Raw genomic sequence first — 24,256 nt, forward strand, 5'->3', positions numbered from 1 at the left:
GGTAGACTCCTCTAGTTCTTTATAATGTACTTACGAGTTCATTTGACGATCTACCCATAAAGCGAGTTTGTGTTGCATGCTAGGTTGAGAAACCTGATTTTCTGGCAGCGGTTGGATAAGATTGTCATGTACCAGGAGTCGGTAGATATATTCTATTTTATTGGCCGCAGAGTCGGTGGCTTCAAATTGTGCAACACCACGTTTATTGGCGTAAACCGCTCCTAGAGTGATGGCTTTCTTGAGGAGTTCTTTTTCATTCTTAAGTTTTTTCATCGTCCGTTTCGCTCCAATAGGTTCAAATTTAACCTTATTTACTCACCGCCGCATTTAGCCACTGCTCGAATTGTTGCAGTGGTAAAGCACCGTTGAGTTGATCTACGACCTTACCATTTTTAAATACCATTAAGGTAGGAATGCTACGTATATTGAATTGAGATCCAAGCATTTTCTCAGCTTCAGTGTCTACTTTTACAAAGAGAAGTTGATCAGAGCTTGCTTGAGCTGCTTGCTCAAATACGGGTGCGAAACCAACGCAGGGGCCACACCATGGCGCCCAAAAATCCACTACAACGGGTTTATCACCTTCAATCAGAGCGTTAAAGTTGGCGCTGGTGCCGGCAACAGGTTTGCCAGTAAATAAAGTACGTTTACAAACACCACAATTAGGATTGTCTTTAACCCGTTCTGCAGGCAAGCGGTTATTCTTTTGGCAATGGGGGCAGCGGCTGGTAATGGTGGGCATCAGCTTAGACTCTAGTGAATGTTATTTAGTTAATTCAAATATGTGTCGAACGCTGCAATTGCAATGCTGGCTGAAGGATTTATTCGTATGTGCAGTGGTAAGCCGTTTGGCGTACAACTTTAACTTCGAAGCTGCTATTCGCTTCTACTTCAAACTGGTCACCATTAGTAAAGGTGTTCCAACTTTCCGTGTCAGGTAATTTAACTTCAAGCTCTCCATCAATGATGGTCATGACTTCATATTGGCTAGTACCAAAGGTAAACTCACCTACATCCATGACGCCTACCGTAGTGGTTAGAGTTTTGCCTTGAAAAGCGATCGACTTAACATTGTCGTCGAAGTAGGAATTGACTGAAAGCATGGAATTATTCTCTTATTTGTAAGATGTAAAAACCCATCTTGCCTTATTTGATGATTTAATCATAGGCCATATAGCGACTATCCAGCTAGGTTTTCAAAACCTTTAAGAACATTGACAGTATTGGTACCAATCTCTTCTACGGCATATCCTCCCTCCATAATAAACAAGGTAGGCAAGCCCATACTAGCGATGGTCTTACCCATGTCAATAAAGTCATCACTTCTGAGTTTAAAAAAGCTGATAGGATCATTTTCGAAGGTATCAACCCCCAAAGAAACTACTATAGCATCTGCTCCATAACCAAGTATTTTTGTTATCGCTCTGCAAAGTGCTACGCGCCATATTGAGTAGGGTGTGCCAGGTGGCAGGGGAATGTTGAGGTTGTGGCCTGCACCAGGGCCTTCGCCCGTTTCATCGGCAAATCCCAAGAAATAAGGAAAAGCCACCATAGGATCGCCATGGATAGAGCAAAATAACACGTCATCGCGTTGGTAAAATATTTTTTGGGTACCATTACCATGATGAAAATCCACATCCAATATAGCCACTTTTTGAGCGCCGTCATAACGTAGTTTTTGAGCGGCTATGGCTGCATTATTGATGAAACAGTAACCCCCATATTGGTCGTTTGAGGCATGATGTCCCGGTGGGCGACAAAGAGCAAAAGCGCTATGTTCATGCTGATTCAATAGTTCTGCAGCAGACAAAGCCACATTAGCAGAAACCCATGCCGCTTCTGCGGTACCTCCACTAATACTGGTTTCACCAGCTAAGCTGTAATAGCCCAATTGGCCTTCAATATGTCTGGGGATGCGTTGGCTAGGCATAGAGCGAGAAGGCCAAACATTAGGGATAGCTTCACCCTGGTTGCCTGCGTTTACCCAACGTTGCCAAACGGTGTCTAAAAAAGTGAGGTAGCCTGGGTCGTGTATGCTTTCTACATATTGGCGTGGCCACTGTGTAGGAGGGACTATCTGACCTAACTGTTGGGATTTAATAGCGGCTACAACATAATCTGCTCGTTGATGACATTCAAAAGGCGTGACCAATTGGCCTCCAGCGAGTTCTGTTTTGGCATTGCGTAGAATGTGGTCGGGCGAGTAAACAGTTTTCATAGAAGGAAGTTTTGAATTATGTAGGTTTAGATAGTAGCGGTAATATGTGCCTTAAGTCTATGCACCTTAAACTCAGAACATTAACGGTTTATTGCTGTAAATAGGCCTAAAAATGTATGCTGGAGTTTCAGTCCTAGATTTTAGTTGAAGCGGGCTTAGGAGAACAAGAGCGCTGAATTAGCAGTGCTAAGGCGCCCAATATTAAGCCCCAAAAGGCGCTACCGATGCCCCACATGGCTACACCCGAAGCTGTAGTGACTAACGTGATCACGGCGGGAATGCGTTCGGCTTCTCCGGCAAGTGCAGTGCTAAGGCTACTGCTTATGGTTCCCAATAACGCCAAACCGGCGATAGTCACTACTAACGCCTGGGGCATGCTGTTAAATAAGCCTGTTAAACTACCAGCAAAAACCCCTGCGGCTATAATAAATAAACCAGCCCAAATTGCAGAGCGATACCTTTGTTTTGGGTCTGCGTCCACTTCTTTACCCATGCAAATTGCCGCCATTATGGCGGCAAGATTAAAGGCAAAACCTCCAAACGGGGCCATCAAAACACCAGTAATGCCTGTCCATGTGATCAGCGGGGCTGCGGGTGCATCATAACCGTGACTGCGCAATACCACTATACCAGGTACATTCTGCGAAGCCATAGTCACAATGAACAGTGGAATAGTAATACCAATCGCCGCTGACAAAGACCACTCTGGTGTGGTCCAAATGGGGCTTGACACTTGTAAGCTTACATCTTGCCAAACAATTAAATTCTGCCAGGCAGCAATAAAAATGCCCACTATCAAGGTGATCATGACAGCAAGCTTGGGCCAAATCACACGGCTGATAAAAAAAGCTATCATCATGGCTAGAACTAAGGCTAATTGAGACTCTAGGGACATAATCATATGCATTGCAAAGGGTACTAATACCCCTGCCAACATGGCGGCTGCGATAGATTGAGGTAGGTAGTCCATGATGCGATCAAACCAGCCAGATAACCCTACTAAGGTGATTAATAGAGAACATAATACAAAGGCACCAATGGCTTCGGCCAATGGTACTCCAGCTAAACTAGTCACTAAAATAGCAGCACCTGGAGTCGACCATGCCGTGAGAATTGGTTGTTTATAAAATAGCGACAGGCCAATTGTTGACAATCCCATGCCCAAACCCAATGCCCAGAACCAACCGGTTACCACGGTATCACTGGCACCCGTACTATTGACAGCTTGAAAAATAATAGCGGCAGAACTGGTGTAGCCGACTAAGGGTGCAATAAAACCTGAGCTTATATGGGCAGGATTAAAATAACGACCAATATTCATAGCTTAAGGAAGTTTTAGTTCGTAATGACGTTTTTCAAACTCAATAGTGTCACCGCTAATCATTTTACGGCTTTTGCGGGTTTCTACTTCACCGTTAACTTTAACTAGGCCCTCGCCAATTCTTTGTTTGGCTTCACCGCCACTGCCTACAATAGATTCAAATTTTAGGATCTTAAATAATTCGACAGGTTCAAAATTGATAGTAATCATGTGCATAAAATGGTCTTCTTCTAAACAGATTGATACCAAACAGCATCCTTGTTGTCAGTGCTGCTTTGGAGTTTATTTTTGTTAACTAAGTAATTCAGATGGGCTTGAGTTTCGCCTACAGCTAGCGTGAGTACGTCGTCGTTAATAGGGCGTCGGAAAAGCTGGCTAAATAGATCCACATTGCGTTGCGGATGTTGGCACGCCTCAAGTACTTTAACGAGCCCCGTTTCATGGCCATCAATAAGCCTTTGTAAACGTTGATGGGCGCCAAAAAAAACTTGCCCATGGGATGGCAATACTAGCACATCAGCAGGGATTCGTTGTTGCAACATTGCACATGAATCAAGCCAGTCTTTTAACGGGTCTGAGTGAGGCTCCGTAGGCCACACACTAACGTTGGAAGAAATAGAGGGCAACAACTGATCACCGGCGATAAAAACATTGAGTGCGGGGCACAGCAGACACACATGTTCTGGTGCGTGGCCACGACCGACAATAATCTTCCATTCTTGGCCAGCCATAGTTAATGACCCACCATCTTGTAAACGCACAAAACTATCAGGCATGGTATAAATACTTTTGCCATAACCACCAAATTTGGCTTTGTATGATTCTAATTGTTGATTGGTCACACCTGCACGGCGGTAAAAATTGATGGCTGCTTTAGGTGCAGGTTTACCTGTGTCTGACATAAGCACTCGGCAGGCCATGTAGTCTGTGCGGGACATGTGCAACTCCAAACTCCAAAGGTCACAGATCCAACCCGCTAAACCAACATGGTCGGGGTGTAAATGAGTGACAATAAGTTGATGCACGGGTTTGTTGTTAAGGTGGTTATCAAACACCTGCTGCCATAGTTCCTTGCAGGCGGTGGTATTGATCCCAGTATCTACAATGGTCCAGCCTATATCGTCTTCCAATAACCACAAATTTATATGGTTAAGCGAAAAGGGTAATGGCATTCGTAACCAATAAACACCTTCGGCAACGGCCAAAGGTTGGCCCATAGCGGGTGCCTCACTAATGGGGAACTGGAGGGCGTTGGTAGCAGTCATTGGAACTCCCCTGATTTAACAGGCTTAATAAGGGCCATATTATACGGAGCTAAACCTATATTATACAAAGGTTTTCGTCAGCTTTTGATTATCGTCATAACTATGAATATGTTTGCCTCTTTGACCTTAGACCTTGGGGTATCAGCATCACAAATGTAGCTTAAGGACATGGTAAATTACATTATTAATTTGTGTATAAACTCCAATGTCGTGGTTATGGAGGAGTATTGTCAAGCTTTGGGGACTATTAGACTGCGCAGTTACAAGATGACCCGTTGCTCTTAGGATATACTTAGGCATTGCATTATTATCAAATGACTACTATGAGCAACGAAATACACCCGTTTTCAGTATTAACCCCAAGCTACATCATGGACGCGGTTGAAAGCCAAGACTATGTGTGTGATGGGCGAATATTAGCCCTCAACAGTTATGAAAACCGTGTCTATCAAGTTGGTCTTGAAAATCAACAGGTCCCTGTCATTGCTAAGTTCTATCGGCCCCAGCGGTGGTCTGCCGATCAAATATTGGAGGAACACCACTTTAGTATGGCCTTAGCGGAATATGAACTACCGGTGGTACCACCTTTGGTTAATAGCCAAGGTGCTAGTTTGTTGAACTATGAAGACTTTCAGTTTGCTTTGTTTGAACGCAAGGGTGGACACGGACCAGAACTTGATGACCTTGATAATCTTTACACAATGGGTCGGTTGTTGGGACGAATACATGCCCTTGGTGCTGTAGAAACCTACCAATACAGACCCGCTATGGATCCTCAAACGTTTGGTCACGATAGTGTTGCCTTTGTGAGTAAATATTTTATACCCACAGAACTGAAGGCCGCATACGATAGCTTAACTGCTGACTTGTTAGTGCACATTGATGCTGCTTTTGCGCAAGCTGAAGGAGTGAGCTACATTCGAGTTCATGGAGATTGTCACGGTGGCAACTTGCTGTGGCGCGATGATGCACCCCATATTGTCGACTTTGATGACTCACGAATGGCCCCAGCTATTCAGGATATATGGATGTTGTTGTCTGGCGATCGCGATCGACAGCGCATACAGTTGTCTGAAATAGTGGAAGGTTATAATGAGTTTTATGACTTCAAACCACGAGAACTTGCGCTAATAGAGCCCCTGCGAACTTTACGGATGATGTATTACGCTGCATGGTTAGCTCGTCGCTGGGAAGACCCAGCCTTTCCCCACAGCTTCCCATGGTTTAATACCGAGCGTTATTGGGGCGAGCATATTTTAGAATTAAGAGAGCAATTGTCGGCACTCAATGAACCGATAATGGAATTGATTTAATCAATTTTCAGATTCACGCGGGCAATTTTTTTGTGAGCACTAACAACATTATGAAAGAGTTTATCAGTTGCTCAGCAGACGTCTAACTAGGATATCACCTGCACAAGAAACCCTTATCAGGCGTTACGGTGGTAGAGTTTGAAGGTATTGGGCCGTGTTCGTTAACAGGTATGATGCTAGCCGATCAAAAACCTACAGCACCATTGACCTTAGTAGGTGATGCAAGTGGTGGCACCATGATGCTGTTATGGGGTGGTGTAGCTAAGGCTTAGTGAGCCATGTCAATCCAATCACCGATAACCTTCGCACCTGCTAATATATAAGGGTCTTTTTGCGCGTCATCATAGTCAAAATCGTGGTCTTCGATATCAGTTACAGGGGCTAACTGGTGGCCAAGACGCAATTCATTTATATGGGTCAAATACCAATCTTGTTGCTCCTGCCAGTATTGTTGGCGTTGACCTAAGTGAAGGCTAAGCTGTTTTGGTCTATCGCGCTCATGCTCAGCTATAGCTAACGTGTACTGCCAGTCAGCACTGCGCTGGTTACGCAGGTCTTGTTGCGCTTGCAGTCGCGGAATAATGTGTTCAAATGCAAAATAAGTTTTGTGATCAATGGCCTTAACCTGATCCCACTTAAGGGCATGATCTTGGGTGCTTTCACCAACTTTAGTCGGGTCATCTAAACTGGGCAAAACCACATCTGGCACAACACCTTTGTGTTGGGTACTGGCCCCAGACACACGATAAAACTTGGCTTGAGTGAATTTGATCTGGCCACTAGACAGGTCGCCAAACGTTTGCACTGTACCCTTGCCATAGGTTTGACTGCCGACGATTAAGGCGCGTTTGTAATCTTGCATTGCGGCTGCAAAAATCTCTGAGGCTGAGGCACTATAGCGATTGATGAGGACAACCATAGGCCCGTTGTAAGCTAACAAAGGGTTGCGGTCCATTTGTTTTTGGATCACACCATCGGCGTAACGAACCTGCACCGTAGTGCCTGTTTCGATAAATAGCCCTGTGAGTTGATTGGCCTCCCGCAACGATCCACCACCGTTGTTGCGCAGGTCAATGACAATGCCATTAATAGACTCGCCTTTCAGCTCCTGAAGCAGGTCGTATACGTCACGAGTAGTGCTGCGATAGTTGGTGTCACCGCTTTGCGCGGCAGCAAAGTCCATATAAAAAGTTGGCAAAGTGATGACGCCAATTTTTCTGATGCCCTGCTCAGTTTCTATTTCAATCACTGATTTTTTTGCAGCTTGATCGTCTAAGGTAACTTTGTTACGGCGAATTTGGATGGTCTTTTTGGTTTGTTGTAAATCCCCACCTGGGATAATTTGTAAATTTATTAAAGTGCCTTTTGGTCCTCTGATTTGATCAACTACATCATCTAAACGCCATCCCAAGATTTCCTGAATTGCCTCACCATCTTGGGCCACACCGACAATATAGTCAGAGGCCTGGAGGTCGCCAGCTTTATCAGCTGGCCCTCCTACCACTAGGCGAACAACTTTAGTGTAATCATCGTCGCGCTGCAACACTGCACCAATGCCTTCCAAGGATAAGCTCATGTCAATATTAAAGTCTTCAACATTACGCGGTGAAAGATAGGTGGTGTGCGGATCTGTAACTGTGGTGATGCTGTTACTTACTGCTTGATATGCGTCTTTAAGCTGCACTTGCAACACTCGTTTACGCATACTTGTGTAACGTTTTTTTAAACGTTGCTTAATTTCATCAACGGTTTCATTGTCCAGTTGCCCATTAATAAAGACATTCTTTAACTGTTTACGCCAATTATCTTTGATTGCTGCTAGATTACTTAAGCGAGGATCATTAAAGGGTGATGTGCTGATATCTTCTAGCAGTTCGAAGTTAAACATCGGTTCCAATTTAGATAACGCGGTTAAATTAAAGTCGATAAACGCCAGGCGCCTTTGTTGCAGGAGATTGTAAAGCTGAGCCATAGGCACCAAATCACCTTTCACCAGTAGGTCGTCAAGTTCTCTATTGAGATAGTTAAATGGGGCTAGGTCTGCTTTGCTAAAGTAAATATGCTGAGGGTCGAGTAACTTTAAATAACGGAAAAAAACATCACTGGCAAACTGGTCGTCAAGTTCTCTGTGTTGATAATGCTGGCGATCTAACAACTGAATAATTTCTTGGGTTAACAAACCCTGCTGCTGAGTGAATCTAATTTCCACCAGGGCATCATTAGAATTAGTCTGTGCCGTTACAAGTGGCGCTACAAAAAAGCTTGCTATGAGTAACAAATTAGCCAATAGTCGGTGCCAGTATATGGCTACGGAAAAGCTGTACAAAGTGGTGAAAAGAGTATCAGGAATCATAGATAAGAGCGTGGCCTTTAAACTGGCAAGTAGGGTTGAGCATCAAAAGCTTAGTTTAAGCTATACTAGCCTAATTTTAGTGAGTTTTTCAAACGTCTCAGGTCAATGTAAGGTAATTTACTAATGCTTTACAGAATCGTTACGTTTGCAACCCAGAATGTGACAAAGCTAAACCTTTAAAACAATGGAATAAGAAACATTATGCCACAACGAACCTACCTTGACGGATTGATGAGTTTTATTAGCGATTCACCCACTCCTTTTCATGCAGTAGCTTCAATGGTGAGCCAATTCAGAGCGGCTGGCTACAGCCAACTTGATGTGTCAGATACATGGCAGTTAGAGGCGGGAGGGCGCTATTTTATTACCCGCAATGATTCAACCATATTAGCCTTCCAGTTGCCCCAAAAAAATGCTTTGCAACGCCTTCACATGGTGGGTGCTCATACGGATAGCCCATGTTTGAAGGTTAAGCCGAACCCAGAAATACGACGTAAAGGCTATCAGCAGTTGGGTGTTGAGGTTTATGGTGGTGCATTATTACATCCATGGTTTGATCGTGATTTGTCTTTGGCGGGCCGGGTTGTTAGCCGGGATGTTAAAGGTCAGCTGGTAAGACATTTGCTTGATTTTAAACGCCCTGTGGCATGTATTCCAAGCTTAGCTATACACCTAGACCGAGAAGCTAACAAAGACCATAGTGTGAACCCACAAACAGATTTGCCAGTTCTATTAGGCCAATCACTGGGTGATGATTTTAGCCTGCGTTCGCTGCTTGCAGATGAGTTAAAGGCTAATGGTCACAAAGTTAATCAGGTGATTGATTATGAGTTGAGTTTTTACGACTTTCAGGCCCCTGCCTTAGTGGGAATAAAGCAAGAATTTTTGGCAGCTGCTCGGTTAGATAATTTGTTGAGTTGTTATATAGGGTTAACAGCAATGATTGGTGCTCAAACGGATCAAGGCATGTTATTAATCTGTAATGACCACGAAGAAGTGGGAAGTCAGTCGGCAGAAGGCGCTCAGGGTAGTTTCTTAATGTCTGTGTTGCAGCGTATTTATCCAACGGCTGAACTGTTGCATCAAGTATTAAATGCGTCCACTTTTATTTCCGCAGACAATGCTCATGGGGTACATCCTAATTTTACCAATAAACACGACAACCAACATGGGCCTAAGTTAAATCAGGGGCCAGTGATTAAGGTCAACGCAAACCAGCGCTATGCTACCAATGCGGTCACCAGTGCAATGGTGAAAGAGTTGGCTGCACAAGTGGATTTGCCAATCCAAACCTTTGTGGTGCGCAGTGATATGGGTTGCGGCAGCACTATCGGGCCAATTACTGCAGCTCAACTAGGTGTGCGGACTCTGGACTTGGGTGTGCCTACTTTTGCAATGCACTCCATCCGCGAACTTGCGGGCAGTGACGATGCGCAGACTACCCACAAATTACTACAGAAGTTTTTTGAAACGGAGATGACTGTTTAGTACCGGACTATTGGTGCCTGATCAAAAAAGCGCGACTATTGCCGAGCTCTGCGGCTTGGGCTAAGTCATTAAGTTGATCATCAGCAAGGGCGCCAAACCAGCTAATAACAGCATGACAAGTGCCACTCTTTAGAGCTTGGTGGGCAAGACTCATAGTGTCGTGCTGGGCATCAGGCTTTAATAAAATAATTTTATTCAAGTCAAACCCAGCAGCCTTTAGTTGGGCTTTAGGTAATAACTTAGGGGGTGCTACCCAAGCCAACCAACGCTGATCGTGGCTTAGTTGTGCAAGCAATGGCAATAACATCTGTACATTGTTCCAGGACTCACCACGCATAATTATTTCTGTGATGTGGCTCAAATTCTGCACATGTGCTTGGTCTTCTTGAGCCCATAGGTCTAGTTGATGTTCAGCCAAAATACCATCAATACTATTGTCGGTTTGCTGCTCTTGCTGCCACATAATTTTGCTCCTGTTTTACGTCTAGTTGCCGCGGCGGATAACACCAACGCTCAAACCTTCAATGCTTAAGTGCTGTTGCGTAAGATCGACATCAATAGGTGAAAAATCTTGGTTTTCTGCGATAAGTTGTACTTGGTTACCGTTGCGTTGAAAACGTTTCACAGTGACTTCATCATCAAGGCGCGCCACCACAACTTGTCCATTTCGTGCTTGATCTGTTTTGTGTACAGCTAATAAATCGCCATCGTAAATGCCTATGTCTTTCATGGACATACCGCTAACTTTAAGCAAATAGTCTGCCTTTGGGTAGAATAAGTTTTCTGGGATGGCACAATAGTCGCTAATATGTTCTTGCGCAAGCAGTGGGCTACCGGCTGCCACCATACCAATGATTGGTAGGCCCAAGTCGACTTCATGCATATCTGGTACTCGTATGCCACGAGAAGCCCCTGGTATGATTTCAATAGCACCTTTTCGGGCGAGGGCTTTAATGTGTTCTTCCGCAGCATTTGGTGATTTAAAGCCGAGTTCCTTTGCGATTTCTGCTCGAGTTGGCGGATAACCTGTGTCGATAATATAGCTACGAATGCAGTCGAGTACCTGATCTTGGCGGGGGGTCAACTTAATCATATTACTTGCTCCTAACACAAAGTGAGTCTGCTGGTTGTTTGTACAGTTACTGTATATAATACCAGTATTATTGCCGCTGGCAAGTTTTATTTTTGTTAGCCTATTTACTGTCAGCTTTTGTGGCAAAAATGGTGTACTCTTATCGCCGATTACTTGATGCTAACTATGAGCTTTCTACGTGTCTGATTCTGCTGCTGTAAAACCACATATCCAACAACTTTATCGCCAGCTTGTTAAGCAGTTAAAGTTAAGGCCTCGCTGGGGCCAAAAGCAGATGATAGCGACCGTGGCTAACCATTTTTTGGCAATTAAAACTGATGGTGATGGCCACCGTAGCGACGATAACCCAGTTTGCTTAGTAGAGGCTGGCACAGGTACGGGCAAGACCTTAGCTTATATGGTAGCGTGTTTGCCGATTGCTAAAGCATTAGAAAAAAAGTTGGTGATCGCTACGGCCACCATTGCCCTGCAGGAACAAATTGTCCAAAAGGACCTACCGGCGCTTAAGAAACACGGCGGCTATGATTTTGATTTTCGTTTAGCTAAAGGTCGGCGACGATATTTATGTGTATCTAGGCTGGATCAAGCGCTCTCTCAAAACGCTTCTATTGACCCCACGCAAGCTTTGTTTGAGGACGAGTTGGCACTCAAACTAGATGGTCAGCAGCAAGTATTGTACAAAGATATGGTGGTGCAGCTTGGCAGCAACCAATGGGACGGCGACCGCGATGCATGGAAAGACCCTTTGGCAGAAGATCATTGGCGACCCATCACAACGGACCACAAAGGCTGCACTAATAGACGTTGCAGCCATTTTAGTCAGTGCCCATTCTTTAAAGCTAGAGAAGGCCTAGAACAGGCCGACTGCATTGTTACTAATCATGACTTAGTTTTGGCAGACCTAGCCCTAGGTGGTGGTGCTATTTTGCCAGCGCCAGAAGATACTATTTATATTTTTGATGAAGGCCATCATTTGGCTGATAAAACGTTAAAGCAGTTCACCCACCAACAAGGTATTCGCCAGCTTAGCCGCTGGTACGGACAAACGCGCTCTGGCTTAAAAAAGTTTTTAAAGGAATGGCAGGGTGGAGGTAAGGGTGCACAGCTTAGTGGGCAGGTTCAAGACCATGTACAAGGACTAGAGCTGCAATTGGTTAGTTTAGAACAATTTTTAGACCAGTCTGCGTTTAGGCCAGAGGATGGTTATCAGCAACAAGAAAATTATCGTTTTTCACAGGGTATAATTCCGTCTGAATTAGTTCAAATTTGCCATGATATGGGCTTAAGTAGTGCACGCTTGGCTAGAGATTTGGGTGCATTACATGAAATGATGGATGATGTTGTTAAAGGAGACCAAAATGGCTTGCCTAAAGATCAAGCTGAAAACTACCTAGCGGCGTTTGGGGTATTACAACAAAATGCTGAGCAGCAACTTGGGTTATGGCAAGCCTATGCCAAAGTAGACCAAGAGGGCGAGGTGCCTATGGCGCGCTGGTTACAGTATTGGCAAACAGCAGAGCGGGTAGACTTAGAACTCTCAGCAAGCCCAATAATGGCTGCTGAACTTTTACAGGAGAATTTATGGCAACGTTGTTATGGCGCCTTATTAACTTCCGCTACGCTTACCGCCCTTGGTCGCTTTGACCGCTTAATAACTCACGCAGGGATAAATCCACACAGCACCATGCTAGCGCTTGCGAGTCCCTTTGATTTTGCCAAGTCGCAGATATGTGTACCTAAAGAGGCGATTGAACCAGGGCCTGAGGCCGTGTTTGTAGATCATCTAATTATAGGCCTCAAAGCCCAGCTAAATAAAGCTGAAGCTAGCCTAGTATTGTTTACCTCACGGCGGGTGATGCAGTTGGTATTTGAAGGTATTGGAGAGCAGTGGCAAGATCTGATCTTGCAACAAGGTGAGTCTTCTAAACAGCGTTTATTGGATCAGCATAAAAAACGTATCGATGACGGTGAAGGCAGTGTTTTGTTTGGCTTGGCAAGTTTTGCAGAAGGCATCGATTTACCTGGCGATTATTTAACTCATGTGGTTATAACGCGGTTGCCATTTACGGTGCCAGATCGCCCAGTACCATCTGCCCTTGCTGAGTGGATTGAGAAGTCTGGTGGTAACAGTTTTGCTGAACTGTCGGTGCCCGAAGCAAGTGTTAGGTTGGTCCAGGCCACAGGTCGTTTGTTACGTAAAGAAGACGACAAAGGCCGTATTACTATTTTGGATAAGCGTATCCTCAGCAAACGTTATGGTCAACAACTTTTGCAGGCCTTACCGCCTTATGAACGGCGGTTTGATTAATAAGCCATTAAGGCTAATCAAGGTGTTTTGTGTAATGGCCTTAAACTCTCTATACTGCTTCGTTGTAGTTTATCTTACTAGGGCGTGCTCGCCTCTCAATGGAAATTCACCTTGAAATCAAATGATTCAAAAGCCACTGATCAGAACTGGTCACTGGACGATTTTGTCGTCCCGCAAGAGGAAGGTAAAACACGCTTTCATGATTTGGACTTACCTGACCAAGTTATGCAAGGTGTTGCAGCCCTGGGGTATGAATATTGCAGTCCCATACAAGCACTAACCTTACCGCAATCTTTGGACGGAAAAGACGTTACTGGTAGAGCCCAGACTGGCTCGGGTAAAACTGCCGCTTTTTTACTCAGTATGATTACCGATTTTTTAGACTTTCCTATTGAAGGTCCACGTCGCTTAGGCACCCCAAGAGCTCTGATTATTGCACCAACCCGTGAGCTGGTGATGCAAATCGCCAGTGATGCTGAAGACCTTACCCGGTTTTGTGATGTCAACGTACAGCAACTTGTTGGTGGGATGGATTTTGAAGCTCAGCAAAAGCAATTACAAAAACGGCACACCGACATCATGGTCGCTACACCGGGTCGATTGTTAGATTTCTGTCGCCGAGGCCATGTCAATCTGCGTGAAGTAGAGGTGGTTGTTTTGGACGAAGCAGATCGTATGCTGAGTATGGGCTTTATCCCCGATGTGCGGGCAATTTTACGCCAAACGCCAAACAAAGAAGATCGCCAAACTTTGTTATTTAGTGCTACCTTTAGTGAGCAGATATTACGCTTAGCGGAGCAATGGACTTTTAACCCAGTGCATGTAGAAATTGAGTCAGATGAACTGGCTTCGGCGACTGTTGAGCAACGTTTTTACTCTGTAGCCCGTGCTGATAAATATAAAGTGTTACTCAATTGTCTAAAAACTATGGGCGTAGAACGTGCCATTGTTTTTGCTAATCGGCGCCACATTACCCGGGATTTGGCCGAGAAATTGCAGAAAGACGGCATAAAAAGTGCACTTTTGTCGGGTGAAGTTGCACAAGTAAAAAGGGTTAAAACCTTAGAACGATTCCGCAGTGGTGATACGCCTATTTTAGTGGCCACAGATGTGGCGGGCCGAGGCATTCATGTGGATGGAGTGAGCCATGTTTTTAACTACGACCTACCAGAAGAGTTAGAAGACTACGTGCACCGTATTGGGCGCACAGGCCGTGCAGGTGCCTCTGGAATTTCCATTAGTTTTGCCTCCGAAGACGATGCTTTTATAATCCCTGATCTAGAAATAATGTTGGGGAAACGTTTAGACTGTGAGCCTACACCTAGTGCATTGCTAGTGTAATAGGAATCTCAATGAATTTTCAACATCGAGTGGCTGTGATTGGCGGCGGTAGTTTTGGCACAGTATTGGCTAATATTGTCGCCCATAATGGGTTCCCCGTACGTCTGTGGCTACGTGACCAAGCCCTAGCCGAAGAAATGCGTCAAACACGTGTTAACTCTCGCTACGTGCCTGGGCTAGATTTGCATGCAGACCTAGAAATCGTCACTGATCTCAGTTTGTGCATTAGTAATGCAGACACGGTTATATTTTCGGTGCCAAGCAAAGCCTTTAGGGGCTTACTAGAGCACGCTAAAGCCTACATCAACCCACAGCAATACTTGGTTACGACGGCAAAAGGTATTGAACCAGATAACTTTTTATTGATGAGCCAGGTGCTAGAAGTCTACTTTCCTGATAACCCTATTGGTGTGATCAGCGGTCCAAATTTGGCAAAAGAAGTGGCAGCTAAACACTTAACAGGTACTGTAATTGCTAGTGATAACGAAGCTCTACGTCAGCAAGTACAGGACATATTGCAGTGCCATTTTTTTCGTGTGTATGCTAGCAATGATCGCTACGGCACGGAGTTAGGTGGTGCACTAAAAAATATCTATGCCATTGCTGCGGGTCTTAGTGCAGCTATGGGCATGGGCGAAAATACTCGCAGTATGTTGTTAACGCGTAGCTTGGCCGAAATGAGCCGCTTAGCGGTGCACATGGGCGCTAACCCTATGACATTCTTAGGTCTGGCTGGGGTTGGAGACTTAATTGTTACCTGTATGTCTCCTTTGAGCCGGAACTACAGGGTAGGTTACGCCTTAGGCCAAGGTAAAGGCCTAGATGAGGCTATAGCCGAATTGGGAGAGGTTGCCGAAGGTGTAAATACCCTCGCCTTAGTGAAGAAAAAAGCTGATCAGTTACAGATTAATATGCCTTTAGTAGATGGCCTTTATGCATTAGTTTACCAAGGTGCAGATGTTTCTACTGTTGCACAATCGCTCATGACACGAGATCAAAATTCAGATGTTGAGTTTGTGCTAAAACGAAGTTAATCACTTGAAATATGGATGAATAGCCCCTATGTTAAAAGCATTGGAGCTAACAGAGTAAAAACTATGCAAGCATTTAAAAATAACCTGACATCAGAAGCCTTTTGGCTGCGCTTAGTGTTTATGTTGCTGAGTTTGTTGTTGGTAGAAATTGCAGCGTCGATATTGACACTATTAGTTGCTGGCCAGTTTCTGTATCGTTTATTTAATGAATCCAGCCACCATACAATACTGCAGTTTAGTAATAGTTTAGGGCGCTTTATTCTTCACAGCTATCGGTTCTTGTCTTACCAAACTGAAAGCAAACCCTTTCCATTTAGTGATTGGCCAGAGCCAGAAGATTTGCCGCAGTCCGAAGACTAATGAAATTGCTGCTGATGCGTCATGGTGAGGCAAGCTTCAATGCCACCACTGATGCTCAGCGGTCACTTACCCAGCGGGGTAGTACATTAGTCATACAACAAAGCCAAAATCCAGTGGTGCCTTGGCATGAGTTCACCGGCCTTTGGGTTAGCCCTTATGTTAGGGCACAGCAAACGGCCTCTTTGTTGCTGCAGAACTACACTTATAAACAACACGGTTTAAGCTTGCGATCCCTCGATTGTATTACCCCGCACAGTGAGGTCGCTCAAGTGCAAAAATTCTTGTTGGCGCAACAACATGAAGGCATCGTTCTAATTACCCATCAACCTTTGATTAGTGGTTTGATTGGCCATTTTTGTCACGCTGATGAGTACTTAGGAGAGCCAATGATGCCAGCTTCTATGGCTTTATTGGAAGGTGAGATGGCCGCGGCAGGGTGTCTTAGGTTGACACATTTATTTCATCCATAAGGTTAAATTATATGGCTATTTTTTCTCGTTTAACAGGCAACGCTAAAGTTTTGATCTGTTGCCTTTGTGTGTCTTTATCTGCTCAAGCAGAGGTTACTTTAACCGTCACTGAAAACAGCCGTTTGATTGAGCAGACACAATTAAGCGCACCATACTACATCCTACCCACCAGTGCTATGCGTAAGGTTAATGGTGTAATTGGTGCCGAATATAACTCGTATTTGTCGGGCCAACTCATGACCTATACTTGGGAAATGATACCTGGTGTAAGTGCTAAAATGGCCCATGATAAAGCCCTAGAAGAACTCCTAACACTTGACGCAAAAGTGATCTATCAATGCCACGGTCGGCCCTGTGGATCTAGCAATCAGTGGGCAAATCAGGTATTCCATCAATCGCGGTTATATGGTTTAGACAGTGAGCAATCATACGCCGCTCTAAAACAAGACACCACGAATGGGCCAAATTATTATGCCCTTTATAGCACTGAACGCGGCAATAGAAAGGTGTATTTACACCTAGAGATGATCCAAGGAATGGACAACTAGAAAGGACAATAAGCATGCCTACCGTGGCATTAGTACTGGGCAGTGGTGGTGCCCGAGGTAACGCCCATATTGGCGTGATCCAAGTATTAGAAGAACAAGGCTTTGACATTGTAAGTGTCTCAGGGTGCTCTATGGGTGCAGTGGTGGGTGGCATGTACGCTGCTGGTAAGTTGCCTTTATTTACTGAGTGGGTTTCAGGCTTGTCTCGTTTTGATGTGTTTCGTTTAGTGGATATGTCGTTGTTGTCCATGGGTGCTATTCGTGGTGAAAAGGCCTACGCCATACTTGAAGACTTAGTAGGCGATCAGTTGATTGAGGACCTACCAATACCTTACACTGCGGTCGCTACAGATTTAGTTAAACAACAAGAAGTGTGGTTTCAGTCTGGCAAGATGATGGACGCAATACGAGCTAGTGTTGCAGTGCCTGGCATGATTATGCCTGTCACAGAGAAAGATCGCTTTTTGGTGGATGGGGGGTTACTTAACCCTGTACCTATTATGCCTACAGTGGCAGATCAGGCTGATTTAATTATTGCGGTTAATTTAAATATCAATATCGAAAACTCTCATCCTATTCAGGTCTCAAACTTTAATATGGTGGGTTATAGTGATGACTGGAAAGAACCCAGTGTAAACGCCTCAAAAAGTCAGCGTAGTCATTTACAATGGAATAAGATGGAAATGCTAAATCAGTGTTTTGAAACCATGCAGGCGACCATGGCAAAATACAAAATGGCAGGTTATGAACCAGATGTTGAGGTAAAAATAGACCGCAACGCCTGTAGTTTCTTCGAACTTTATCGAGCTAAAGAAATGATAGAAATTGGCCGACATGCAGCGCAAGAGGCACTGCAGGCCAAACAAAAAATTTGATTAAGATTTAATTAACGTCAAAAACTCTGCACGAGTGCGTGCATCTTCGCGTAATTTACCAAGCAGTACTGAGGTTTTCATACTCGCATTTTGCTTCTGTACACCGCGCATCATCATGCACATGTGTTGTGCTTCAATAACCACGCCCACCCCTTTAGCATCCGTTACTGCCATAATAGTATCAGCAATTTGTTTGGTCATATTTTCTTGAATTTGTAACCGCCGAGCAAACATATCTACAATTCGCGCAACTTTCGATAAACCAAGCACTTTGCCCGAAGGCAAGTAGGCTACATGACACTTGCCAATAAACGGTAATAGGTGATGTTCACACAAAGAGTATAGCTCTATGTCCTTAACGATAACCATCTCTTCGTTATCTGATGGAAATAGGGCACCATTAATGACGTCATCAAGGTTTTTTTCGTAGCCGTTATTAAGAAACTTAAAGGCTTTAGCAGCCCGCTTAGGGGTGTCCTTTAAGCCTGGACGATCTAAGTCTTCGCCAATGCTGGTAAGGATTTTTTCGTATGCTTTTTCCATGGACCTTCTCGTAGCTAATTTCGTTGCTGCTCTTATTATTAATGTCATAATAAAAGAGAGTTCAAATTTTACGCGCACAATACTTGAAGCTGTGGCTAAGGTAAAGGCTTAAGCTGCTATATTACCCTCTTTTTTGGACCTTTTTAAGTAATACATATAACGCACCGGTGCCACCATCTTGCGGCAGGGCAGAAGTAAAGGCTAGCACAGCATCTAGCTGCTGCAACCAGTGGTTCACATGGGACTTAATTAAGGCTTGGCCTGCGCCGCGTAGTTCACCATTTTCGTCTCTATAACCCGCTCCAGCTTTGCCGTGAATGATGAGCAAACAGCGGTCTCCTTCGGCTTGACCGTGTTTAACCGCGTTCCATACGGAATCCCGTGCTGTTTCTACTCGATAGCCATGCAAATCAAGGGTGAGGGTTGGACGCATATGCCCATTGCTGAGCCGGCGCAGGCTACCACCGTCTAGCCCTACCCGAGAATAGGTAATACTTTGTTCCGATTGAACCATTTCAAACCCTTGCTCCCCAAGGGCTGCTTTTTCCTGTACAAGTTCAATTGCAGCAGCTCTGCGGGCAGCCGTACTTTGGGCATCTGCACCCATAACAGCCGGTGTGGTTTGGCGGCCAGTTTTTTTTAACGGTGAAGCTTCACCAAACACAGCTCCAAATTTTAACTCTGGCGCTGAGTCTTGTGGGTCTTGGTCCGAAGAGGAATTCATGTTTGAGTAACGCAGTTTGTATTCATGGCAATATGGTATCGGGACAAGGCTTAGCTTACAATGGCGACATTAAATTATTCTCATTAAAAAAACCAATGACCACTAGACTATCACAGGCCATAGAAACGGTGGAAGCTGCGCTTATTGGAGCTCAAGTTTACTTTGGTCATGGCACTGACAATGCTTGGGATGAGGCTGTTTTTTTGGTGTTGGGAGCCTGCGGTATGTCGCTGCAAACACAAAAAGATCAATTGCAAATGGTGCTAACTAATGAGCAGCTACTGCGGGTTCAGGATTGGTTAGATCAACGTATTCAACAGCGGTTGCCTTTGCCTTATCTGTTAGGTGAAACTTGGTTTGCGGACATCCCCTTTAGGGTTAATGAGGATGTCATTATCCCTCGTTCTCCAATAGCAGAACTCATTATTAAACATTTTTCACCTTTTATTATGCAGCCCCCGAAAACTGCTCTAGATCTGTGTTGTGGCAGTGGTTGTATTGGTATTGCTATGGCCTTGCACATGGATATTCCTCATGTAGATATGGTGGACATTGCACCAGCGTCATTATTGCTGAGTCAGCAAAATATCGACGATCATGATGTGGGTGATAGGGTGCAAGTGTTTGATTCTAATATTTTTTCTGGTCTACCCCCCAAATACTACGATTTGATCGTTAGCAACCCCCCTTATGTGGATGCCAACGACTACGATGACATGCCTGTAGAATTTTCCCACGAGCCAAAATTGGCACTGGTCTCAGGTGATGACGGTTTAGACCTTACGGCAGCGATCTTGTCACAAGCTGCAGATTGGCTGTCAGAAGAAGGCCTTCTTGTGATTGAAGTAGGCAATAGCGAAGTAGCACTGCAACACGCTTTACCCGAGATACCGTTTATGTGGCTTGAATTCAGTCAAGGTGGTAATGGTGTTTTTTGCCTCACAGGGCTCCAATGTAAACAGTACCAGGAAAGATTTAATGCGTGGTATCAATCTCGTTCATAAGTCCATTGTTTGCGGCTGAGTCCACTAACCAGCTATAATTTAGCCTGTAAAATTCTAGAGTAAAAAGTCCATGTCTGGTAATACCTTCGGTAAGTTATTTACGGTCACTACTTTTGGTGAAAGCCACGGCCCAGCGTTAGGCGCTACAATTGATGGTTGCCCTGCGGGTGTTGAGTTAACTGAGGCTGACCTACAGGTTGATTTAGATCGCCGTAAGCCAGGCAAATCAAGACACACCACCCAGCGCCGAGAAGCTGACCAAGTGCGTATTTTATCAGGTGTGTTTGAAGGCCGAACTACAGGGACTCCTATTGGCCTAATGATTGAAAACACTGACCAACGATCTAAGGATTATGGCAACATAAAGGACCAGTTTCGCCCTGCTCATGCCGATTACACCTACATGCATAAGTATGGTGTACGTGACTATCGAGGTGGTGGCCGATCGTCAGCGCGCGAGACAGCTATGCGAGTTGCCGCCGGCGCCGTAGCTAAGAAATTTTTAGCTGGCCGCGGTATTGCTATTAGTGGTTATTTATCGCAATTAGGCCCGATCAAATTGGCTTGCCCAGAACCTGATATTGTCAATGATAATCCGTTTTTTTGTGGTCAAGCCGATAAGCTTGAAGAACTTGAGCAGTTCATGGATGCATTGCGTAAATCGGGTGATTCTATTGGTGCACAAGTTACCGTTGTTGCTACGGGCGTAGCCGCAGGTATTGGTGAGCCTGTATTCGATCGCTTAGACGCTGAATTAGCCCATGGTCTAATGAGCATTAATGCCGTTAAAGGTGTAGAGATAGGTGATGGCTTCGAAGTGGTTGCCCAGCGTGGCACAGAGCACCGTGATGAAATGACGCCAGGTGGTTTTTTATCCAATCATGCTGGTGGAATTTTAGGTGGTATAAGCAGTGGCCAAGATATTATTGCCAGAATTGCCCTTAAGCCAACTTCAAGTTTACATTTGCCAGGGCAATCCATCAATATTCATGGCGATGCAGTGGAAGTGATTACCAAAGGCCGACATGATCCCTGTGTAGGTATCCGTGCTACACCTATCGCTGAAGCGATGATGGCGTTAACTTTAATGGACCATTTCCTGCGTCAACGCGGGCAACAGGGTACAACTAATTATGACCTTCCAGCTATTAAGTAGATAAGACACCATGAAACATCTGCAATTACTGCTTATGCGATCTGTGTTAGTCACTGTGTTGATCTTTGTAAGCGGTATAGCATTGGCCGACAGCATTCGATTGGCGACTACCACCAGCACCTACAACTCAGGTTTATTGGATTATTTATTAAACTATTATGCCCAAGTTAGTGATACCGAGGTGCAAGTGATTTCCGTAGGTACTGGTAAAGCATTAAGAATGGGTGAGAATGGTGATGTAGATTTAGTAATGACTCATGCACCTTCTGCAGAGGCACGTTTTGTTGATCAAGGTTTTGGTATTGAAGCTCGTAGGGTTATGTATAACGATTTTGTGCTAGTGGGCCCGAAAGAAGATGCAGCAAACGTCGTTGGAGCCCAGACGGTGACCGATGGCCTGTCTCTCATAGCAGCATCTAACAAGCGTTTTATTTCTCGTGGTGATGACTCAGGCACCCACAAAAAAGAATTGCAGTTATGGCAACACCTTGGTGCATTGCCAAATTTTGATGGTTATCTTGAGTCTGGCCGTGGCATGGGCCACAGTTTGCAAATGGCCTCTGAAATGGGTGCCTACGCCATGACCGACCGAGGTACCTGGTTGGCTCTAAAAGATAAGCTTGAATTAACCTTAGTACTTGAAGGTGACCCACGTTTACTTAATCCATATCAGGTGATGTTGGTTAACCCTAAACGTCATAGTCACGCTAATATCAATTCGGCTCGTGAGTTTGCCCAATGGCTGGTGAGTTCAGCAGGCCAAGAGGCGATTGGAAATTTCCGTATTAATGGTGAGGTATTATTTGTGCCTTCGGCTAAATAACTAACGCAATGAATGATCTTTGGACTACATGTAGTACTGCTATCGCCCAACTCTTGAGTGGAGATCCTCAACTGTGGGGGATCGTTGGAGTGTCTTTTAGTGTTTCGGCCAGCGCTTTATTGATTGCTTTATTGCCAGCATTGAGCACGGGCTTTATGTTGGCTTATTTTCGTTTTCCTGGCCGTTGGGCTGCCATTAGTGTGCTAAATAGTTTATTGGCAGTGCCTACTGTAGTGGTTGGACTGGTGCTCTATATGCTCTTGTCCCGCGCTGGTCCCTTGGGTGATCTCAACCTTCTATTCACTCGACCAGCCATGATTATTGGCCAGATCCTCTTGTGTTTTCCATTATTGGTGGCAATGAGTTTAAGTGCCTTCCAAGCCGCAGATCACCGCGTATTAGAAACTGCCAAAACCCTGGGTGCTAATCCGTGGCAGGCCTTCATTACATTATTATTTGAAGTGCGTTTTGCGTTACTTGCAGCAGTGGTCACAGCCTTTGGGCGTATTATTGCAGAAGTGGGAAGTGCCATGATGGTGGGCGGCAACATATTGCATCACACCCGTAATATCACCACCGCCATTGCCCTAGAAACAGGCAAAGGTGAATTTGTACAAGGCGTTGCCCTTGGCATTGTACTTTTGGTGCTGGCTTTGACACTTAATGTAAGTCTAGGCTGGATGCAGAGTCACAGTCGCGTTCTGAGGCATGGCACCTAATGCGCTTAGAGCTAGATCAAATTTGTCATCGGTACGGTGAACAGGACTTGTTTGTCATCGATAAATTGCAACTTGTTAGTAAAGATGCAGTGCACCTGCATGGTCCTAACGGGGCAGGCAAGTCCACCTTAATGAAAATCATGGCTGGCATACAAAAACCTACCTCAGGTCAAGTTAGGCGTATTCCTATAGTAGGGGAAAGTGTGCGTCAACAAGCCGTCATCTATTTACATCAAAACACCTACCTTTTCGACATGGATGTTCGCAGTAATGTGGAATATGGTTTACGTATGAGACGGGAAAAAAATACTAAGAAAGTGGATAAAGCTTTGGCTTGGGCGGGCTTAGATCATTTGCAATATCGTCAAGCCCATTTGCTTTCTGGTGGTGAGCGTCAGCGCTTGGCTTTGGCTAGGGCCTTAGTATTAGATCCTTCATTAGTTTTGCTTGATGAGCCAGCCAGTAACTTGGACACAGGATCGGTGACGCGCATTGAAGAGATGCTGCAAGACCTGCACCAGCGTGGCACCGGCATTTTACTCTCTTGCCATCAAGACAACGCCCTTACTAAATTGTGTAATCAGCACTGGTTGTTAGCCGCAGGTAAGCTTACAGTCCAGATTTAGGGAGTCTTAGTGTTTGCTTGGCCCCGAAGCTTTTTTGCCAGAGTAACCACTTTTCGGTTTGTCGGTAGGTACGCGAAACAACAAATACAAATCTTGTAGTAATTCTGGAATTTGCTCACACAACTGTTGGCAAAACTCAGGCTGGCGACGTAATTCTTCAAGTTCTTCGTCTTCATCTAATTTAGCTGCTAACATGAAAGGTAATAAGCATTCAGCTACATCCTCTTCTTGTTCAGAAAACCAAACATCTTCTTGGCTAAATATAAGTTCCATAAATCCTTGAGCCCAGTATTCTAGTAAACAATCGTCTTCTTGGTCTAGTTCTAGGGTGAGATCACATGGCAGATCAATGTCTTGGTCAGATTCTAAACATTCTTGCAAAAAGGCAAATTCTTGGCGTATTAAGTTGAGCATCTCATGGCGCTCAGCACTGTCTTCTAGAACGGGTTTTTCAGCCATAACTTGCTCTAACCAGTCATGCTCTGACATAGGCGCTGGACTGATGGCCAAGGCGCAAAGGTAACCATGGAGGGCAATGTAATCTAGGGCTTCTTCTTGCACCTTGTCTGACAAAAGGTATGCATCGAGCTGGTCTATTTGGCTATCCGTTAACGGGTCGCGAGTGCTGGACATGTGGTGTCACTCAATCAAGTAAATGTCAGCCATTGTAACTC

The 24,256-nt window shown here is 44.8% G+C and carries 28 protein-coding genes; 15 read left to right on the top strand and 13 right to left on the bottom strand.

Annotated features, from left to right (window positions below):
- Window positions 1-30: 30 nt before the first annotated feature.
- From ABXT70_RS05310 to ABXT70_RS05340, 7 genes are all read right to left on the bottom strand, one after another.
- Window positions 31-273, bottom strand: a complete 243-nt coding sequence (locus ABXT70_RS05310; RefSeq protein WP_443642133.1) for a DUF5062 family protein — start codon at window positions 271-273, stop codon at window positions 31-33.
- Between the two features lie 34 nt (window positions 274-307).
- A complete protein-coding gene (trxC, locus tag ABXT70_RS05315) occupies window positions 308-742 on the bottom strand; it encodes a thioredoxin TrxC (protein WP_443642134.1) in 435 nt (144 codons plus the stop codon).
- Window positions 743-821: 79 nt separating this feature from the next.
- Complete coding sequence (gene ppnP / locus ABXT70_RS05320) at window positions 822-1,103, bottom strand: pyrimidine/purine nucleoside phosphorylase (protein ID WP_443642135.1); 282 nt, start codon at window positions 1,101-1,103, stop codon at window positions 822-824.
- A 77-nt stretch (window positions 1,104-1,180) separates the two neighbouring features.
- Window positions 1,181-2,218, bottom strand: a complete 1,038-nt coding sequence (locus ABXT70_RS05325; protein ID WP_443642136.1) for a histone deacetylase family protein — start codon at window positions 2,216-2,218, stop codon at window positions 1,181-1,183.
- Between the two features lie 133 nt (window positions 2,219-2,351).
- Window positions 2,352-3,539, bottom strand: a complete 1,188-nt coding sequence (locus tag ABXT70_RS05330; protein WP_443642137.1) for a benzoate/H(+) symporter BenE family transporter — start codon at window positions 3,537-3,539, stop codon at window positions 2,352-2,354.
- 3 nt (window positions 3,540-3,542) lie between these two features.
- On the bottom strand, window positions 3,543-3,755 hold the full coding sequence (locus ABXT70_RS05335) for an RNA-binding S4 domain-containing protein (protein WP_443642138.1): 213 nt from the start codon (window positions 3,753-3,755) through the stop codon (window positions 3,543-3,545).
- Window positions 3,756-3,769: 14 nt separating this feature from the next.
- Window positions 3,770-4,804, bottom strand: a complete 1,035-nt coding sequence (locus tag ABXT70_RS05340) for an MBL fold metallo-hydrolase (RefSeq protein ID WP_443642139.1) — start codon at window positions 4,802-4,804, stop codon at window positions 3,770-3,772.
- A 323-nt stretch (window positions 4,805-5,127) separates the two neighbouring features.
- Between ABXT70_RS05340 and ABXT70_RS05345 the strand changes: the two genes are divergently transcribed.
- Both ABXT70_RS05345 and ABXT70_RS05350 read left to right on the top strand, forming a co-directional pair.
- Window positions 5,128-6,117 (top strand): serine/threonine protein kinase, encoded by a 990-nt coding sequence (locus ABXT70_RS05345; protein WP_443642140.1) that lies wholly within the window; start codon window positions 5,128-5,130, stop codon window positions 6,115-6,117.
- A 128-nt stretch (window positions 6,118-6,245) separates the two neighbouring features.
- Complete coding sequence (locus tag ABXT70_RS05350; RefSeq protein ID WP_443642141.1) at window positions 6,246-6,389, top strand: hypothetical protein; 144 nt, start codon at window positions 6,246-6,248, stop codon at window positions 6,387-6,389.
- Here ABXT70_RS05350 and ABXT70_RS05355 read toward each other — a convergent pair.
- Window positions 6,386-8,470 (bottom strand): carboxy terminal-processing peptidase, encoded by a 2,085-nt coding sequence (locus tag ABXT70_RS05355; protein ID WP_443642142.1) that lies wholly within the window; start codon window positions 8,468-8,470, stop codon window positions 6,386-6,388. The two genes, ABXT70_RS05350 and ABXT70_RS05355, sit on opposite strands and share 4 nt — an antisense overlap.
- A 201-nt stretch (window positions 8,471-8,671) precedes the next feature.
- Here ABXT70_RS05355 and ABXT70_RS05360 point away from each other — a divergent pair, with 201 nt between their 5' ends.
- Window positions 8,672-9,958: a M18 family aminopeptidase gene (locus ABXT70_RS05360; protein ID WP_443642143.1), complete on the top strand. Its 1,287-nt coding sequence runs from the start codon at window positions 8,672-8,674 to the stop codon at window positions 9,956-9,958.
- Window positions 9,959-9,965: 7 nt separating this feature from the next.
- Here ABXT70_RS05360 and ABXT70_RS05365 read toward each other — a convergent pair whose 3' ends face one another.
- Window positions 9,966-10,421, bottom strand: a complete 456-nt coding sequence (locus ABXT70_RS05365; protein ID WP_443642144.1) for a cell division inhibitor SulA — start codon at window positions 10,419-10,421, stop codon at window positions 9,966-9,968.
- A 21-nt stretch (window positions 10,422-10,442) separates the two neighbouring features.
- Complete coding sequence (gene lexA / locus ABXT70_RS05370; RefSeq protein WP_443642145.1) at window positions 10,443-11,051, bottom strand: transcriptional repressor LexA; 609 nt, start codon at window positions 11,049-11,051, stop codon at window positions 10,443-10,445.
- Window positions 11,052-11,229: 178 nt separating this feature from the next.
- On the opposite strand from lexA, the gene dinG reads away from it, so the two are divergent.
- The 7 genes from dinG to ABXT70_RS05405 all read left to right on the top strand — a co-directional run bounded on the left by dinG (window position 11,230) and on the right by ABXT70_RS05405 (window position 17,987).
- Complete coding sequence (gene dinG, locus ABXT70_RS05375; RefSeq protein ID WP_443642146.1) at window positions 11,230-13,359, top strand: ATP-dependent DNA helicase DinG; 2,130 nt, start codon at window positions 11,230-11,232, stop codon at window positions 13,357-13,359.
- A 111-nt stretch (window positions 13,360-13,470) separates the two neighbouring features.
- Entirely contained in the window at window positions 13,471-14,700 is a 1,230-nt protein-coding gene (locus ABXT70_RS05380; protein ID WP_443642147.1) for a DEAD/DEAH box helicase, read from the top strand.
- An 11-nt stretch (window positions 14,701-14,711) separates the two neighbouring features.
- Complete coding sequence (locus ABXT70_RS05385) at window positions 14,712-15,734, top strand: NAD(P)H-dependent glycerol-3-phosphate dehydrogenase (protein ID WP_443642148.1); 1,023 nt, start codon at window positions 14,712-14,714, stop codon at window positions 15,732-15,734.
- 63 nt (window positions 15,735-15,797) lie between these two features.
- Window positions 15,798-16,094 carry a DUF4389 domain-containing protein gene (locus ABXT70_RS05390; protein WP_443642149.1) on the top strand — a complete coding sequence of 99 codons (297 nt, stop codon included), beginning with the start codon at window positions 15,798-15,800 and terminating at the stop codon, window positions 16,092-16,094.
- Entirely contained in the window at window positions 16,094-16,564 is a 471-nt protein-coding gene (locus ABXT70_RS05395; RefSeq protein WP_443642150.1) for a SixA phosphatase family protein, read from the top strand. Before ABXT70_RS05390 ends, ABXT70_RS05395 begins: the two co-directional genes overlap by 1 nt.
- A gap of 11 nt (window positions 16,565-16,575) precedes the next feature.
- On the top strand, window positions 16,576-17,112 hold the full coding sequence (locus ABXT70_RS05400; protein WP_443642151.1) for a DUF4892 domain-containing protein: 537 nt from the start codon (window positions 16,576-16,578) through the stop codon (window positions 17,110-17,112).
- A gap of 14 nt (window positions 17,113-17,126) precedes the next feature.
- The gene (locus ABXT70_RS05405) at window positions 17,127-17,987 is read left to right on the top strand and encodes a patatin-like phospholipase family protein (RefSeq protein WP_443642152.1); all 861 of its coding nucleotides are present in this window, start codon (window positions 17,127-17,129) and stop codon (window positions 17,985-17,987) included.
- Here ABXT70_RS05405 and folE read toward each other — a convergent pair whose 3' ends face one another.
- The gene (gene folE, locus ABXT70_RS05410) at window positions 17,988-18,530 is read right to left on the bottom strand and encodes a GTP cyclohydrolase I FolE (protein ID WP_443642153.1); all 543 of its coding nucleotides are present in this window, start codon (window positions 18,528-18,530) and stop codon (window positions 17,988-17,990) included. It abuts the gene before it with no gap.
- Window positions 18,531-18,651: 121 nt separating this feature from the next.
- Window positions 18,652-19,254, bottom strand: coding sequence for a Smr/MutS family protein (locus ABXT70_RS05415; protein WP_443642154.1), 603 nt, complete (start codon window positions 19,252-19,254; stop codon window positions 18,652-18,654).
- A 2-nt stretch (window positions 19,255-19,256) separates the two neighbouring features.
- Between ABXT70_RS05415 and prmB the strand changes: the two genes are divergently transcribed.
- The 5 genes from prmB (at window position 19,257) to ABXT70_RS05440 (ending at window position 23,582) form a co-directional block, all read left to right on the top strand.
- Complete coding sequence (gene prmB, locus ABXT70_RS05420; protein ID WP_443642155.1) at window positions 19,257-20,258, top strand: 50S ribosomal protein L3 N(5)-glutamine methyltransferase; 1,002 nt, start codon at window positions 19,257-19,259, stop codon at window positions 20,256-20,258.
- A gap of 70 nt (window positions 20,259-20,328) precedes the next feature.
- A complete protein-coding gene (aroC, locus tag ABXT70_RS05425; protein ID WP_443642156.1) occupies window positions 20,329-21,414 on the top strand; it encodes a chorismate synthase in 1,086 nt (361 codons plus the stop codon).
- A 10-nt stretch (window positions 21,415-21,424) separates the two neighbouring features.
- On the top strand, window positions 21,425-22,237 hold the full coding sequence (locus ABXT70_RS05430; protein ID WP_443642157.1) for a substrate-binding domain-containing protein: 813 nt from the start codon (window positions 21,425-21,427) through the stop codon (window positions 22,235-22,237).
- A gap of 8 nt (window positions 22,238-22,245) precedes the next feature.
- Window positions 22,246-22,956 carry an ABC transporter permease gene (locus tag ABXT70_RS05435; RefSeq protein WP_443642158.1) on the top strand — a complete coding sequence of 237 codons (711 nt, stop codon included), beginning with the start codon at window positions 22,246-22,248 and terminating at the stop codon, window positions 22,954-22,956.
- On the top strand, window positions 22,956-23,582 hold the full coding sequence (locus tag ABXT70_RS05440; protein WP_443642159.1) for an energy-coupling factor ABC transporter ATP-binding protein: 627 nt from the start codon (window positions 22,956-22,958) through the stop codon (window positions 23,580-23,582). The genes ABXT70_RS05435 and ABXT70_RS05440 overlap by 1 nt, the downstream gene beginning before the upstream one ends.
- 6 nt (window positions 23,583-23,588) lie before the next feature.
- On the opposite strand, the gene ABXT70_RS05445 is transcribed toward ABXT70_RS05440, so the two are convergent.
- Entirely contained in the window at window positions 23,589-24,215 is a 627-nt protein-coding gene (locus tag ABXT70_RS05445) for a YecA/YgfB family protein (RefSeq protein ID WP_443642160.1), read from the bottom strand.
- Window positions 24,216-24,256 lie beyond the last annotated feature (41 nt).

This window comes from Candidatus Njordibacter sp. Uisw_039 (genome assembly GCF_047730075.1).
In the GTDB taxonomy this organism is placed as follows: Bacteria; Pseudomonadota; Gammaproteobacteria; order Pseudomonadales; family Balneatricaceae; genus Njordibacter.

Excerpts from the sequence above, each read along its gene's own strand:
- lexA (WP_443642145.1), bottom strand. The coding sequence starts at position 11,051 with ATGATTAAGTTGACCCCCCGCCAAGATCAGGTACTCGACTGCATTCGT.
- ABXT70_RS05360 (WP_443642143.1), top strand. The coding sequence starts at position 8,672 with ATGCCACAACGAACCTACCTTGACGGATTGATGAGTTTTATTAGCGAT.
- ABXT70_RS05340 (WP_443642139.1), bottom strand. The coding sequence starts at position 4,804 with ATGACTGCTACCAACGCCCTCCAGTTCCCCATTAGTGAGGCACCCGCT.
- ABXT70_RS05330 (WP_443642137.1), bottom strand. The coding sequence starts at position 3,539 with ATGAATATTGGTCGTTATTTTAATCCTGCCCATATAAGCTCAGGTTTT.
- ABXT70_RS05430 (WP_443642157.1), top strand. The coding sequence starts at position 21,425 with ATGAAACATCTGCAATTACTGCTTATGCGATCTGTGTTAGTCACTGTG.
- ABXT70_RS05435 (WP_443642158.1), top strand. The coding sequence starts at position 22,246 with ATGAATGATCTTTGGACTACATGTAGTACTGCTATCGCCCAACTCTTG.
- folE (WP_443642153.1), bottom strand. The coding sequence starts at position 18,530 with ATGGAAAAAGCATACGAAAAAATCCTTACCAGCATTGGCGAAGACTTA.
- ABXT70_RS05335 (WP_443642138.1), bottom strand. The coding sequence starts at position 3,755 with ATGCACATGATTACTATCAATTTTGAACCTGTCGAATTATTTAAGATC.
- ABXT70_RS05365 (WP_443642144.1), bottom strand. The coding sequence starts at position 10,421 with ATGTGGCAGCAAGAGCAGCAAACCGACAATAGTATTGATGGTATTTTG.
- ABXT70_RS05400 (WP_443642151.1), top strand. The coding sequence starts at position 16,576 with ATGGCTATTTTTTCTCGTTTAACAGGCAACGCTAAAGTTTTGATCTGT.
- ABXT70_RS05325 (WP_443642136.1), bottom strand. The coding sequence starts at position 2,218 with ATGAAAACTGTTTACTCGCCCGACCACATTCTACGCAATGCCAAAACA.
- ABXT70_RS05310 (WP_443642133.1), bottom strand. The coding sequence starts at position 273 with ATGAAAAAACTTAAGAATGAAAAAGAACTCCTCAAGAAAGCCATCACT.
- ABXT70_RS05415 (WP_443642154.1), bottom strand. The coding sequence starts at position 19,254 with ATGAATTCCTCTTCGGACCAAGACCCACAAGACTCAGCGCCAGAGTTA.
- ABXT70_RS05390 (WP_443642149.1), top strand. The coding sequence starts at position 15,798 with ATGCAAGCATTTAAAAATAACCTGACATCAGAAGCCTTTTGGCTGCGC.
- ABXT70_RS05445 (WP_443642160.1), bottom strand. The coding sequence starts at position 24,215 with ATGTCCAGCACTCGCGACCCGTTAACGGATAGCCAAATAGACCAGCTC.
- ABXT70_RS05385 (WP_443642148.1), top strand. The coding sequence starts at position 14,712 with ATGAATTTTCAACATCGAGTGGCTGTGATTGGCGGCGGTAGTTTTGGC.
- trxC (WP_443642134.1), bottom strand. The coding sequence starts at position 742 with ATGCCCACCATTACCAGCCGCTGCCCCCATTGCCAAAAGAATAACCGC.
- ABXT70_RS05355 (WP_443642142.1), bottom strand. The coding sequence starts at position 8,470 with ATGATTCCTGATACTCTTTTCACCACTTTGTACAGCTTTTCCGTAGCC.
- ABXT70_RS05405 (WP_443642152.1), top strand. The coding sequence starts at position 17,127 with ATGCCTACCGTGGCATTAGTACTGGGCAGTGGTGGTGCCCGAGGTAAC.
- ABXT70_RS05395 (WP_443642150.1), top strand. The coding sequence starts at position 16,094 with ATGAAATTGCTGCTGATGCGTCATGGTGAGGCAAGCTTCAATGCCACC.
- aroC (WP_443642156.1), top strand. The coding sequence starts at position 20,329 with ATGTCTGGTAATACCTTCGGTAAGTTATTTACGGTCACTACTTTTGGT.
- ABXT70_RS05345 (WP_443642140.1), top strand. The coding sequence starts at position 5,128 with ATGAGCAACGAAATACACCCGTTTTCAGTATTAACCCCAAGCTACATC.
- ABXT70_RS05440 (WP_443642159.1), top strand. The coding sequence starts at position 22,956 with ATGCGCTTAGAGCTAGATCAAATTTGTCATCGGTACGGTGAACAGGAC.
- ppnP (WP_443642135.1), bottom strand. The coding sequence starts at position 1,103 with ATGCTTTCAGTCAATTCCTACTTCGACGACAATGTTAAGTCGATCGCT.